Genomic DNA, 13,212 nt, shown 5'->3' on the forward strand with positions numbered 1-13,212 from the left:
CCTCTCTACTGCCCGCTCTTGCGCGCCGCGAGATCGTCGTCGAACCGGGCGCGGATCTCGTCGGCGACTCCGGCGAGGTTGAGTTCGAAGGTGAATCCCTGCTCGTACCGGTAGCTGCGGTGCACGTCCTGCACGTCGATGCCGTTCAGCGCACGTTTGGCCGCCCGGATCACCCGGCCGTCCTTGGCCGCAATGTTCTTGGCCAGCTCCAAGGCGGCGGCGTCGAGTTCGGCGCGCGGCACCACCTGGTACACCGAGCCGTAGTGGTGCAGCTGCTGGGCGGTGATGGTGCTCGCGGTGTAGAACAGCGCGCGCATCAGGTGCTGGGGCACCAGCCGGGCGAGGTGGGTGGCCGCGCCGAGCGCGCCGCGATCGACCTCGGGCAGCCCGAAGGTGGCGTCGTCGGAGGCGATCACGACATCCGCGTTGCCCACCAGGCCGATGCCGCCGCCCAGGCAGAAGCCCTGCACCACCGCGATCACCGGCACCTGGCACTCGTACACCGCCGCGAACGCCTCGAAGCAGCCGTGATTGGCGTCGATCAGCGCCTGATGGCCCGGCTTGCTCTGGATCTCCTTGATATCCACGCCCGCGTTGAAGCCGCGGTTCTCCGCCCGCAGCACCACCACCTTGGTGTCCGGGTCGCGGCCCGCGGCGCGCACTTCGTCGGCGATGGCGAACCAACCGTCGGTAGGGATGGCGTTGACCGGCGGATAGTCGACCGTGACCACGCTGATGCCGGTCGATTCGGAGTGGCGGTTGATCCCCATGGCAAGTCCCATCGTGTGCGCATTGGCAAAGCAAGCAGTTGCTTGGTAGGTTAGCACGGTGCCACTCGAAATCGATCTGTCCGGCCGCGTCGTTCTGGTGACGGGCGGTGTTCGCGGTGTCGGCGCGGGCGTGAGCAAGGCGTTCCTGGCCGCGGGTGCGACCGTGGTGGCATGCGCGCGGCGACCGGCCGACGCGCCCGTCGAAGTCGACGGCCGCGCGATCGACTACGTGCCGTGCGATGTGCGGGACGAGGACGCGGTGCACGCGCTGGTCGACACGATCACCGAGCGCCACGGCCGCCTCGACCATCTGGTCAACAACGCGGGCGGCGCTCCGTTCGCACTCGCCGCCGACGCGAGCAAGAACTTCCACACCAAGATCGTCGAGCTGAACCTGCTCGCTCCGCTGCTGCTGGCGCAGGTCGCCAACGCGGTGATGCAGCGGCAGGACGAGGGCGGCTCGATCGTGAACATCTCCAGCGTCAGCGGGCATCGTCCGTCGCCGGGTACCGCCGCCTACGGCGCGGCGAAAGCGGGCATGGACAGTCTCACCGGCTCGCTCGCCGTCGAGTGGGCGCCCAAGGTACGGGTGAACTCGCTGGTGGTGGGACCGGTCGACACCGAGCTGAGCCGACTGCACTACGGCGATCAGGACGGCGTCGACGCGGTGGGCCGGACCATTCCGCTCGGTCGCATGGCCCGTCCCGAGGACGTCGGCCGCTGCGCCGTCTTCCTGGCCTCGCCGCTGGCCGCCTACGTCAGCGGCGCGACCCTGCTGGTGCACGGCGGCGGCGAACGGCCCGCCTTCCTCGCCGCCTCCAACGCCGACCAGCAGTCCTGAACAAGACCGGACACGAAGAAGGACACATATGGACACCGAGCAGATCTGCGCCGGGCGCGTCGTCATCGTCACCGGCGCGGGCCGGGGCATCGGCCGCGCGCACGCCCTCGCCTTCGCCGCGGCGGGCGCGAGCGTTGTGGTCAACGACATCGGTTCGACGCTCGACGGCGCGGCCACCGCGGAAACGCCCGCCGCGCAGGTGGTTGCCGAGATCGAGGCGTCGGGCGGCCGAGCGGTGGCCAACGGCGACGACGTCGCCGACTGGGAAGGCGCCCGCAGGCTCGTCCACCAGGCCGTCGACACCTTCGGCAAGCTGGACGTACTGGTCAACAACGCCGGTTTCGTGCGTGACCGGATGCTGGTCAACCTCAGCGAGGACGAGTGGGACGCGGTGGTCCGCGTGCACCTGAAGGGCCACTTCGCCACCATGCGGCACGCGATCGAATACTGGCGTGCGGAGACCAAGGCGGGCCGTCCGGTCGACGGACGGATCATCAACACCAGTTCCGGCGCCGGTCTGCAGGGCAGCGTCGGCCAGAGCAATTACGGCGCGGCCAAGGCGGGCATCGCGGGCCTGACGCTGACCGCCGCCGCCGAATTCGCCCGCTACGGCGTGACGGTGAACGCGATCGCCCCGTCCGCGCGGACCAGGATGACCGAGACGGTGTTCGCCGACATGATGGCCGCGCCGGAGAGCGGCTTCGACGCGATGGCGCCGGAGAACGTGTCACCGCTGGTCGTGTGGCTGGGCAGCGCGCAGTCGGCGGCGGTGACCGGGCGGGTGTTCGAGGTGGAGGGCGGCAAGGTGGCGCTGGCCGACGGATGGCGGCACGGTGTGCCCGTCGACCGCGGCGCCCGCTGGGATCCGGCCGAGCTCGGACCCGTCGTGGCCGATCTGATCGCCAAAGCGACTCCGCCGGAGCCGGTGTACGGGGCCTGATCGGCCCCGACCCCTTCGGGGGGCGTGTACGCGGACGGGGGTTTAGTATGGGCACCCATCCGTTGGGAAGTCCCGTGTGAGAGTGGCGACCGGGCACTGAACTGCGCTTCGACTGACGAGGGGAAGGCTCGGCGCATGGGAGTAGGTCGCGCGTTCGGTGTGCTGTCCGCACCCGGCGGTTCCGCGCTGCTCGGCGGCCCCGCTTGCGCCGACGCGCCATCGTTTTGCCCAACGTGTGTGGCAACTCCCGCTCCGCACTATGACACCGGCGATTCCTGGCTTCCACTGACCGTGCTGGGACAGCCCTCGGAGGTCGGTGCGGTGCAGGCCCGGCCGACCGCCGGGACGGCATCGGCCGCAGCGGATTCCGCGGCCGCCGGTTCGCGCTCACCGGAATGGGCACGGCGGCGTCGGGGTCCTTGCTGTGGTCGGCGGGTGCTGCGGGTGACGGGTACGAAACTGCCCCCGAACCAGGCGCGTCCGGACCGGCCGTTGTCGGCGGGCCCGCCCCGGCGACCCGACGCCGCGAGTACCGGCTCTACTGTCCTCAGTTCGAATTCGGGTTCGGTCGGGCTGGCGATGGAGCCCACCGAGTTGGGTACTGGCTCCGTCGTCTTGGGCGGCGGCACCGCTTCCGCGGGGGTCGGCCCGACAGGCAACGGGCCGGTGGCGCTCGGGTCGGTCGCAACGGGTTCCGCCGCAGCGGGTTCGGCTGCGGCGGGTTCGGCTGCGGCGGGTTCGGTCGCGGCGGGTTCGGCTGCGGCGGGTTCGGTCGCGGCGGGTTCGGCTGCGGCGGGTTCGGCTGCCGTGGATTCGGCTGCCGTGGATTCGGCCACAGGAGCTCGGCTGCGGTGGGTTCCGCAGCTTCGAGTTCGGCGGCCGTCAGGTCCGGGAATCCACTGCCTGCTCGAGGGGGCGCGAACCTGCTCATCGCGCTCGGCGCGGTACGGATCGTGGTGGATCTGGGGGCGCGCGGGTGCTGCTACCGCGCCGGATCCGCTCGTTGCATCGGATCATGGTCGGTCGTTCACCCGAGATGGTCGCGCACGCAGAGAGCCGGTTCTCCACGAAGTATGAGACTTTCGAGCAGATGGCGCAGATCATCGACGCGCTGAATCCGCAGTCCGGCGGCGGCCTCGTGCCGACGGAACTCGCGCCGCCTGTCTCGGTGGCCGGCTGGTGGCCCGGTGGGTGCGCGGACCGGGTTGGGGCGGTCGCGGTGGATTGCTTCGCCCGCAGGCAATAGTGCGTGTGGCCGGGTGCAGGCGGTCGGACGCGTCTATCGGACCACCGCGCCCGGGTCCGCTCGAAATTGATCGACTTCGCGCGAATGCGATCAATCGGGCGCAATAGCCGATCGATCGGACTATTCGGACAGACCGGTTGGACCGGGAATCCTCTTCGGCGGGAACGACCATCGGCGAACCACGCCGAAAGTGCATATGTAAGCACACTATCGGGCGCACAGCACTAACCGGCCTGCGGCCGCGCCCCATTTTCTCGGGGCACGACCCCACGCCGGTTGTGTACTTCGCCCTTATAACACAGCACAGTGCGACCCGGTGGGCCGCACTGTGCTGCCGTGCAGGAGAACCTATTCGGTTCCATCCGGAGGAATTTCGGGCAAGCCCTCGCTCGCCCGCAACTTCTCCGCCATGGAGGTGAGCAGGTTCTGTGATTCTTCGGACAAGTCGAACGCTCTACTCGACAGCCGTCGCAGCCCATAGCCCTGCAGCTGGGACAGCAGCTCCAGATCGTGATCGATCTTGGCGGCATAGATGTCGTTGAAGAAGTAGTCCGGCTTGACTTTGAAGAACTTCGCCAGGGCGGCCACCGTCTCATCCGACGGGTTCGTCCGTTGTCCCGACCGCAACTGCGACAGGTACGGTTTCGAGATCGGATGTCCGGAGGCCGTCAGCGCCGCCGCAACCTCCGCGTTGGTGTGCGGCTTACGCCCCGGGGGATGCACGGTTTCGAACAGCTTGTTCAGCCGCGCCGCGAAATCAGCCATTGTGAGCCGCCCAATTCCCTTCGCTGTACTAACAGTCGTTATCTCGGATACGTATCATTGATATTAGCGGCTCAGTAACTGAAAACCTACGCCTGATTCCGGATTTCCTTGAAGCTTCTAGGTCGGATGGCGGCGAAGGGGCTGGGACGGTCGCGTTTGCGGGTCACCCCAAGGCCTCTCGAGAAGCCCCGGTACGAACCGGTTCTGGCCCGTCCCTGGGGTCTCGGCGCAAGGGGTCTTGATAGCCGCAAGATAGCTGACATCTCATGGACTCGGCGGTACATGGGTTTGTGTGGCGTACGACACGTTTGCGGCCGTGGGGGATGAACGTTCAACAAACGCACGCGAAATGGTTGAAGTCACAAACGTTCGATGATAGTTCCTGTCGCGAGTGCGCCACCGGCGCACATGAGAACCATTGCGGTACTGCGGTCGGAGCGCTCCAGCTCGTGCAAAGCCGTTGTGATGAGGCGTGATCCGGTGGAGCCGACCGGATGTCCGAGGGCGATGGCGCCACCGTTGACATTAACCCGATCCATGTCCGGCTGGTGTACAGAGGCCCAGGAAAGTGCCACCGACGCGAACGCTTCATTGATCTCGAAAAGGTCGATGTCGCCGATATTCATCCCGGACCGCTCCAACAGCCTCGTGCACGCCTGCACGGGGCCGTCGAGGTGGAACTCCGGCTCCGCGCCGACCACCGCCTGTGTGACGATCCGTGCCCGCGGCCGCAAGCCCGCTCGCTGGGCGGCCTTCTCGTCCATCAGCAGCACCGCGGCGGCGCCATCGGAGATCTGCGAGGAGGATCCGGCGGTGTGCACGCCGCCCTCCAGGACCGGCTTCAGTTTCGCCAGGCCCTCGACCGTGGTCTCACGCAAGCCCTGATCCCTTGCGACATCGAGCTTTTCGCCGGTGAGGTTGCCCTCCTTGTCGACCGCGGGTGCGGTGACGGTGAGCACCTCGCGATCGAAACGGCCCTCCGCCCACGCCTGTCCGGCCAGCCGCTGCGAGCGTGCGCCGAACGCGTCCACGTCCGCGCGAGTGATGCCGCGCCGCTTGGCGATTCGCTCGGCCGCCTCGAACTGGTTGGGCAGGTCGATGTTCCACGACGCGGGCCTGCGCGGCCCGGCGTTCTCACCCACATTGGCGCCGAGCGGAACCCGGCTCATCGCCTCCACGCCGCAGGCCATGCCGATATCGATGGCGCCGGCCGCGATCAGGCCCGCGATCAGATGGTTGGCCTGCTGCGCGGAACCGCACTGGGTGTCGATCGTGGTGGCGCCCACCTGCCACGGCAGGCCCGCGTGCAGCCACGCGACCCGGGTGACGTTGTTGGACTGCTCGCCCGCCTGGGTGACGCAGCCGCCGATGACCTGCTCGACCTGCGCGGGATCCAGGTGCGCGCGCTCGAGCAGCCCGCGCTGGGCCGCGCCGAGCAGTTCGGCCGCGTGCAGGCCTGACAGCCAGCCGCCGCGCTTGCCGATCGGGGTCCGTGCGGCCTCGACGATGACGGGTGTGCCCATGTCCAACCTTTCCTTATGGGACAGAAAACTGAAACGCGTTCATAGCACTTGCCAGGGGCGGATCTGTCCGGTTTCTTTCCTCGTTCTCCCGCCTGTGCTTCAATGATTATAGAACGTGTTTCAGTTTGTCGAAGGAGACATCTGGTGGTAGACACTCGGAATGCCCGGCCGAATCTTCCGGACGGGTTCGACGTCACGGACCCGGACATCTACGCCGAGCGTGTTCCGGTCGAAGAGTTCGCCGAACTGCGCCGGACGGCGCCGATCTGGTGGAACCCGCAGTCGCCGGACGTCAGCGGCTTCCACGACGACGGCTTCTGGGTGGTGAGCAAGCACGCCGACGTCAAAGAGGTCTCGCGGCGCAGCGATGTGTTCTCCAGTTACGAGAACACCGCCATCCCGCGGTTCAACGACGACATCGCCCGGGAGCAGATCGAGCTGCAGCGGATCGTCCTGCTGAACATGGACGCGCCCGAGCACACCAAGCTGCGCAAGATCATCGCGCGCGGCTTCACCCCGCGCGCCATCAACGGCCTGCGCGCGGAGCTGTCGGCCCGCGCGGAGTCCATCGTGAAGGCGGCGGCCGAGTCGGGTTCCGGCGACTTCGTCACCCAGGTCGCGTGCGAACTGCCGCTGCAGGCCATCGCCGAGCTGATCGGCGTCCCGCAGGAGGACCGGATGAAGGTCTTCTCCTGGTCCAACGACATGACCGGCTACGACGACCCGGAGAGCACCGCGGATCCGGTCGCGGCTTCGGCCGAGATCCTGGGCTACGCCTACCAGATGGCGGCCTCCCGCAAGCAGTGCCCGGCCGACGACATCGTCACCACGCTGATCGAGGCCGATGTCGACGGTGACAAGCTCACCGAGGAGGAGTTCGGCTTCTTCGTGATCATGCTCGCCGTCGCGGGCAACGAGACCACGCGCAACGCCATCTCGCACGGCATGATCGCGTTCCTGGAGAACCCGGACCAGTGGGAGCTGTTCAAGAAGGAACGCCCCGCCACGGCCGCCGACGAGATCATCCGGTGGGCGACTCCGGTCACCTCGTTCCAGCGCACCGCGCTGGAGGACACCGAACTGGGCGGCGTGCAGATCAAGAAGGGCCAGCGGGTGGTCATGCTGTACCGCTCGGCCAACTTCGACGAGGACGTCTTCGATCAGCCGGAGAAGTTCGACATCATGCGCAAGGACAACCCGCACCTGGCGTTCGGCGGCACCGGTGCGCACTTCTGCATCGGGGCGAACCTGGCCCGGCTGGAGATCGACCTGATCTTCAACGCCATCGCCGACCACCTGCCCGACATCACCAAGGTCGCCGACCCCAAGCGGCTGCGTTCGGGCTGGCTCAACGGCATCAAAGAGTTCCCGGTCGCCTACAAGACCTGCCCGGTCGCGCACTGAGACGTAGAAAGGCCCTCGCACTTCGGTGCGAGGGCCTTTTCGTCCCGATACCGAGTCAGTCGACCGGACGCGCGGTCTTCATGGCGCGATCGACCTCCCAGAACGCGCGGAGGGCGGCGATCTTGCCGTCCTCGTCCACCCGGTAGGTGAACACGCCGTCGGCGTCGATCCGGTGCCCGCCGATGGTGCTGCGGATCGTGCCGGTGAAGGCCACCTCGTTGCCGCAGGCGAACGAGTCGCCGAACAGGAACTCGATCAGATCGGTCTTGGCGATCGCCTTGTCCCAGAACGCGGCGATGGCCTCGGCGCCGCGGTGGCCCTTGCCCTCCGGGTCGAAGCCCGACGGGCCGATGGGGTCCTCCACGATGCCGTCCTCGGCGAACAGCGCGACCCAGGCCTGCTTGTCCCGCGCCCGCACGGCGGCCTGCGAGGCCAGGCCCGCGGCCCTGGCCGGATGCTCGGTGGTGGTCATACGGCCTCCCTCGACCGGTTGACGTGCCTCATCGCGCGGCGAGCACGGGTTCGGCGATGTACTGCTGCGCGAACTTGCGCAGCGAATCCTGCTTGGCGGCCAGTTCACCGTCGAATCCGATGCCGTCGGCCAGCCAGGGCACCACGATCGCGTCGGTGACGCCCGCGTCCGCGAGGTCCTGATAGCCGGACCGGCCGAAGCGGTCGACGCACACCGCCTGGATCTCGAATGGATCGTCGGCGCGGCCGTACTCGGCGCGCAGCGCGTCGAGCTCGGCGATGGTGCTCCGCAGTTCGTCGTAGGTCATCATGGCCGAGGTCCAGCCGTCGCCGACGCGCGCGGCGCGGCGCAGTGCCGCGTCGGTGTGCCCGCCGATGTAGAACGGCACCGGCTCGCTCGGAGCCGGGCTGATCTGCAGTGGATCGAAATCGAAGAACTCGCCGTGGTACTCGACCATGCCGCCGGCGAGCACCAGTTTGATCACCTCGATCATCTCGTCCACCCGCGCGCCGCGGCGCGCGAACGGCACGCCGCACCACTCGAACTCCTCCGGCGCCCAGCCGATTCCGACGCCGAAACCGAAGCGGTTACCCGACAGGTTGGCCACCGAGCCGACCTGCCGCGCCAGCAGCAGTGGATTGCGCGAACCCAGCTTCAGCACGTTCGTGTAGAAGCGGATGCGGCTGGTGACGGCCGCCATGGCGGTCGCGCCGATGAGCGGGTCGACCCACGGGGTCTCCGGCCCCCAGAACCGGCTGCCGTCGGCGGTGTAGGGGTACTTCGCCGACGCCGACTTCATGTAGAACAGCGAGTCCGGCAGCGCGATGGACGAGAAACCGCACTCTTCGGCGGTTTTCGCGAGTGCAGGCAGCTGGTCCAGCGGACTCAGCGCGATGCCGACGGTGAACTTCAGCGCAGTCACCGCCGCTCCGATCCGACCACCCACATCGAGAAGTACTGGGAACCGCCGCCGTACGCGTGGCCCAGCGCCTTGCGCGCGCCCTCGACCTGATAGTCCCCGGCCCGCTGCATGACCTGCTTGGCGGCTTCGGCGAACCGGATGAGCCCGGAGGCGCCGATCGGGTTGGACGACAGCACGCCGCCGGACGGATTTACCGGAAGGGTGCCGCCGATCTCGGTCTCGCCCTTGTCGGTGAGCTTCCACCCGTCGCCTTGGGGCACGAAGCCGAGGTTCTCCAGCCACATCGGTTCGAACCAGGAGAACGGGACGTAGATCTCGGCCACGTCGATCTCCTCGAGCGGGTTGGTGATGCCCGCGGCCTGCCACAGCGCCGCGGCGGCGTCCCGGCCCGCCTGCGGGTTGACCTGGTCGCGCCCGGCGAAGGTGGTCGGCTCGGTGCGCATCGCGGTGCCGTGCACCCAGGCGACCTTCCGGCCGGTGGCCTCGACCGCCTCGGCGGCCTCGGCATCGCCGAGCACGATGGCGCACGCGCCGTCGGAGGAGGGGCAGGTCTCATCGAAACGGATCGGGTCCCAGAGCATCTGCGAGGCGAGCACCGATTCCAGCGTGATGTCGGGCTGCTTCAGGTGCGCCAGCGGGTTCTTGGCGCCGTTGCGGCGATCCTTCACCGCCACCATGGCGCCGATGTGACCCGGGGCGTTGGAGCGCCGGATGTAGGAGCGCACATGCGGCGCGAAGTATCCGCCCGCGCCCGCGCCGACCGGCATGGTGAACGGCACCGGAATCGACAGCGCCCACATGGCGTTCGACTCCGACTGCTTCTCCCAGGCCACCGCGAGCACGCGCTTGTGCACGCCCGCCTGCACCAGGTTGGTCGCGACGATGCCGGTGGAGCCGCCGACCGAACCGGCGGTGTGCACCCTCAGCAATGGCTTGCCGGTAGCTCCGAGCGCGTCCGCCATGAACAGCTCGGGCATCATGACGCCCTCGAATCCGTCGGGCGCCTTGCCGACCACGACCGCATCGATGTCGGCGATGGTGAGACCGGCGTCGGCGAGGGCGCGATCGATGGCCTCGCGACACATCCCCGGCATGGAGACGTCGGTCCGTTTCGTCACGTGATGGGTTTGTCCGGTGCCGAGCACCGCAGCTGGCAAGCTCATCGGTTCTCCGATTCCAAGACGGTCACAAGGTTCTGCTGGAGCGCGGGGCCGCTGGTGGCGTGGGCCAGCGCCCGATTCGCCGAGCCGCCCATGATCGCCTCGGCCGCGAAGCCGATGCGTTCCAGGCCCGCGGCGAACATCGGATGAGCCGCGAGCGCGCCGCCGGACGGATTCACCTTCGTGCCGTTCTTCAGCCCGATCGCCTCGGCGAGGATCAGCTGCTGATGGCTGAACGGCGCGTGCAGTTCGGCGATGTCGAAATCGCTCACGTCGCCGCCGGTGACCGCCTTGGCGGCGGCGGCCGTCGAGGGCGAGACGGTGAGGTCGCGTGCACCGAGTACGGGAGTGTCGATCCGATGCGCCATGCCGGTGATCCAGGCGGGACGTTCGCACAGCTCACGCGCGCGGTCGCCTACGGCGAGCACGATCGCGGCCGCGCCGTCGGTGATCGGCGCGATGTCGTGCGCGCGCAGCGGATCGGCGACGTAGGGCTGGTCGAGCAGGCTGTCGACGTCACCGTCGCCGGCCGCGACGGCCGCCATGTCGCGCTCGGTCCAGCGGCCCGCGTCCAGACCGGCGCGCGCCTGCAGGCCCGCGATGGACCAGGCGTCCGGCCACAGCGGCGCGACCAGGTAGGGATCCAGCTGCATGGTGAGCACCTGGCGCAGCGTGCCCGCGGAGGACTTGCCGAAGCCGTACACCAGGGCCGTCGTCGCCTGCCCGGAGCGCAGTTTCACCCACGCCTCGTACAGCGCCCACGCGGCGTCCATCTCCACGTGCGATTCGTTGATCGGCGGTACCGCGCCGATGGCGTCGATCGCGGAGATGAACGAGAAAGCGCGTCCGGCAAGGTAATCGGACGAGCCGGAGCACCAGAAGTCGATGTCGGACTTGGTGATGCCGAGTCGGTCGTAGAGCTGCTGGAAGCAGGGCACCAGCATCTCGACACCGTTGGTGGTGCCGAAGGTCTCCGGCACGTGCGGTGCGTGGGCGAAGCCCACGACCGCGATGTCGGTGGCGTTGTCAGTCAACGTGCGCCTCTCTCAGAGGTGGTGCTTATAGGTCTCGTAGTCGGCGTCCGGCTCGCCGGAGGGGCGGAAGTGGTCCACGTTCTCCAAGCCGTAGCCCCACTCCTCGCGCGGCTTCCACACCGCCTGCACCCGCATGCCCATGCGCACCTCACTCGCGTCGCAGCCGAGCACCAGGTGCAGCACCGGGATGTCCGCGCCGTCCAGCAGCACGTAGGCCGCGACGTAGGGCGGCTTGATCCGCTGGCCCATGAACGGCACGTTGACGATGCAGAAGGTGGTCACGGTGCCGTGATCGGACAGTTCGATGAACTCGTCGGTCGGCCTGCCGTCGGTCGGATTCGCGCCGCGCGGCGGGAAGTACACCTTGCCCGCGGCGTCGGTGCGCGCGCCGATCAGCTTGCCTTCGGCGAGCCCGCGCAGGTAGACGGTCTCCTGCGGCGAGGCGGTGTGCTTGTAGGACAGGTCTACCGGCGTGGTGATCATGGTGACCGGGTCGGCCGAAGCGGCGGACTCCACAGGTGCGGACGACTTCTCGCCGGGCTCGAAGCAGAGGATGTCGCGAATGCTGCCCTCGGTCTGCTCGGCCCAGCGGGCGGTCACCCGCAAGCCCTTGCGGATGTCCTCGGGCGCGGCGACGTCGACGGCGTGCAGCAGCGTCGTGTCCGCGCCGTCCAGCCGGATCAGCGCCCAGGCGAACGGGCGGTCGAACGGCTGGCCGGGCAGCGGTTCGCGCACCCAGGTCCACGATTCGACGGTGCCGGTGTCGGCGACGTCGACGAACTCGGTGAGCGGTTCGGCGGTGATCGGATCGTATTCCGGCGGCGGCACGATCACGCGGCCGTCCGAGCCCCGCGCGCCCACGATCTTGTGGTCGCGTAACCGGGTCAGAAAGGCGCCGATGGTGGAGCCGACGGAGCGGGTGTAATCGAAACGCACCCGCAGGGGCGCGCTGAGTACCTCGGGCACGGCGTCCGTGTTCAATGCCGTGCCGCTACCACCAGCGATTGCCGTGGATGCAGTATTCCCCTGAGTCACGATATCGAGTAGAACAGGTTCTAACTCTGGTGGCAAGCAGTTGATCGGAAAGGGGTCCGGCGTGAAGTTCGGATTGCAACTCGGGTACTGGATGGCCCAGCCGCCCGCGAACGCGGGGGAGCTGGTGGTGGCGGCCGAGGAAGCCGGGTTCGACGCCGTGTTCGCCGCCGAGTCGTGGGGGTCGGACGCCTTCGGCCCGCTCACCTGGTGGGGCTCGGCCACGCGGCGGGTGCGCCTGGGCACGTCGGTGGTGCAGATGTCGGCGCGCACGCCCGCGGCGACCGCCATGCACGCGCTCACCCTCGACCACCTCAGCGGTGGCCGCGCCATTCTCGGCCTTGGCGTCTCCGGTCCGCAGGTGGTGGAGGGGTGGTACGGCCAGCCGTTCGCCAAGCCGTTGCAGCGCACCCGCGAGTACGTCGGGATCGTGCGCCAGGTGCTGGCGAGGCAGGCTCCGGTCACCAGCGCGGGGCCGCACTACCCGCTGCCCTACACCGGGCCGGGCTCGATCGGGCTCGGCAAGCCGCTGAAGCCGATCGTGCATCCGCTACGTGCGGATTTGCCGATCTGGCTGGGCGCGGAAGGGCCGAAGAACGTGGCGCTCACCGCCGAGATCGCCGACGGCTGGCTGGCCATCTACTACGCGCCCCGGCTGGCCGGGATGTACGACGAGTGGCTGGACGAGGGCTTCGCGCGGGCCGGTGCGCGGCGCAGCAGGGCGGATTTCGAGATCGCCGCGAGTTGCCAGGTGGTGATCACCGACGACCCGGCGAGCGAGCTGGAGCGGATGCGCTGGATCATGGCGCTCTACATCGGCGGCATGGGCGCGCCGGAGCTGAACTTCCACGCCCAGGTGTACCGGCGGATGGGCTACGACCGCGAGGTCGACGAGATCGGCAAGTTGTTCCAGTCGGGCAAGAAGGCCGAGGCCGCCGCGGCGGTGCCGGACGAGCTGATTCTGGACACCGCGATCATCGGAGACGAGGAGCATGTGCGCAAACAGCTGCGGGTCTGGGAGGCCGCCGGCGTCACCATGATGCTGGTGTCGGTTCCCGATGTCGCGCAACTGCGTCGGCTGGCACCCCTTGTCGAACAGTAGA

13 protein-coding genes are annotated in these 13,212 nt (G+C 68.4%); 5 read left to right on the forward strand and 8 right to left on the reverse strand.

From position 1 onward, the window contains the following. Positions 1-5 precede the first annotated feature (5 nt). Positions 6-770: an enoyl-CoA hydratase family protein gene (locus ON21_RS02500; RefSeq protein ID WP_039794869.1), complete on the reverse strand. Its 765-nt coding sequence runs from the start codon at positions 768-770 to the stop codon at positions 6-8. Between the two features lie 58 nt (positions 771-828). On the opposite strand from ON21_RS02500, the gene ON21_RS02505 reads away from it, so the two are divergent. The 3 genes from ON21_RS02505 to ON21_RS38065 all read left to right on the forward strand — a co-directional run bounded on the left by ON21_RS02505 (position 829) and on the right by ON21_RS38065 (position 3,797). Further along, entirely contained in the window at positions 829-1,611 is a 783-nt protein-coding gene (locus tag ON21_RS02505) for an SDR family oxidoreductase (protein ID WP_039794871.1), read from the forward strand. A gap of 28 nt (positions 1,612-1,639) precedes the next feature. Further along, positions 1,640-2,551, forward strand: coding sequence for an SDR family oxidoreductase (locus ON21_RS02510; RefSeq protein ID WP_039794873.1), 912 nt, complete (start codon positions 1,640-1,642; stop codon positions 2,549-2,551). A gap of 1,015 nt (positions 2,552-3,566) precedes the next feature. Continuing rightward, a complete protein-coding gene (locus ON21_RS38065) occupies positions 3,567-3,797 on the forward strand; it encodes a hypothetical protein (protein WP_157170688.1) in 231 nt (76 codons plus the stop codon). Between the two features lie 348 nt (positions 3,798-4,145). Here the strand turns inward: ON21_RS38065 and ON21_RS02525 are convergent, their stop codons facing one another. Both ON21_RS02525 and ON21_RS02530 read right to left on the reverse strand, forming a co-directional pair. Next, entirely contained in the window at positions 4,146-4,562 is a 417-nt protein-coding gene (locus tag ON21_RS02525; RefSeq protein WP_011207048.1) for a helix-turn-helix domain-containing protein, read from the reverse strand. Positions 4,563-4,921: 359 nt separating this feature from the next. Then, the gene (locus ON21_RS02530; RefSeq protein ID WP_039794877.1) at positions 4,922-6,085 is read right to left on the reverse strand and encodes a steroid 3-ketoacyl-CoA thiolase; all 1,164 of its coding nucleotides are present in this window, start codon (positions 6,083-6,085) and stop codon (positions 4,922-4,924) included. A 102-nt stretch (positions 6,086-6,187) separates the two neighbouring features. Here ON21_RS02530 and ON21_RS02535 point away from each other — a divergent pair, with 102 nt between their 5' ends. Then, entirely contained in the window at positions 6,188-7,489 is a 1,302-nt protein-coding gene (locus ON21_RS02535) for a cytochrome P450 (protein ID WP_051020224.1), read from the forward strand. A gap of 55 nt (positions 7,490-7,544) precedes the next feature. Here the strand turns inward: ON21_RS02535 and ON21_RS02540 are convergent, their stop codons facing one another. Genes ON21_RS02540 through ON21_RS02560 form a run of 5 tightly spaced genes read right to left on the reverse strand, consistent with a single transcriptional unit; the run spans position 7,545 to position 12,058 of the window. Continuing rightward, positions 7,545-7,961 (reverse strand): nuclear transport factor 2 family protein, encoded by a 417-nt coding sequence (locus tag ON21_RS02540; RefSeq protein WP_039794882.1) that lies wholly within the window; start codon positions 7,959-7,961, stop codon positions 7,545-7,547. 28 nt (positions 7,962-7,989) lie between these two features. Continuing rightward, positions 7,990-8,874: a TIGR03619 family F420-dependent LLM class oxidoreductase gene (locus tag ON21_RS02545; RefSeq protein WP_039794931.1), complete on the reverse strand. Its 885-nt coding sequence runs from the start codon at positions 8,872-8,874 to the stop codon at positions 7,990-7,992. A gap of 5 nt (positions 8,875-8,879) precedes the next feature. Beyond that, entirely contained in the window at positions 8,880-10,046 is a 1,167-nt protein-coding gene (locus ON21_RS02550) for a thiolase family protein (RefSeq protein WP_083880360.1), read from the reverse strand. Continuing rightward, positions 10,043-11,077 (reverse strand): thiolase family protein, encoded by a 1,035-nt coding sequence (locus ON21_RS02555; protein WP_039794883.1) that lies wholly within the window; start codon positions 11,075-11,077, stop codon positions 10,043-10,045. Before ON21_RS02555 ends, ON21_RS02550 begins: the two co-directional genes overlap by 4 nt. A 12-nt stretch (positions 11,078-11,089) precedes the next feature. Next, positions 11,090-12,058, reverse strand: coding sequence for a Zn-ribbon domain-containing OB-fold protein (locus ON21_RS02560; protein ID WP_039794885.1), 969 nt, complete (start codon positions 12,056-12,058; stop codon positions 11,090-11,092). A 115-nt stretch (positions 12,059-12,173) separates the two neighbouring features. Here ON21_RS02560 and ON21_RS02565 point away from each other — a divergent pair, with 115 nt between their 5' ends. Continuing rightward, positions 12,174-13,211 (forward strand): LLM class F420-dependent oxidoreductase, encoded by a 1,038-nt coding sequence (locus ON21_RS02565; RefSeq protein WP_039794934.1) that lies wholly within the window; start codon positions 12,174-12,176, stop codon positions 13,209-13,211. Position 13,212 lies beyond the last annotated feature (1 nt).

Source organism: Nocardia araoensis NBRC 100135 (assembly GCF_000308435.1).
Classification (GTDB): Bacteria; Actinomycetota; Actinomycetes; order Mycobacteriales; family Mycobacteriaceae; genus Nocardia; species Nocardia araoensis.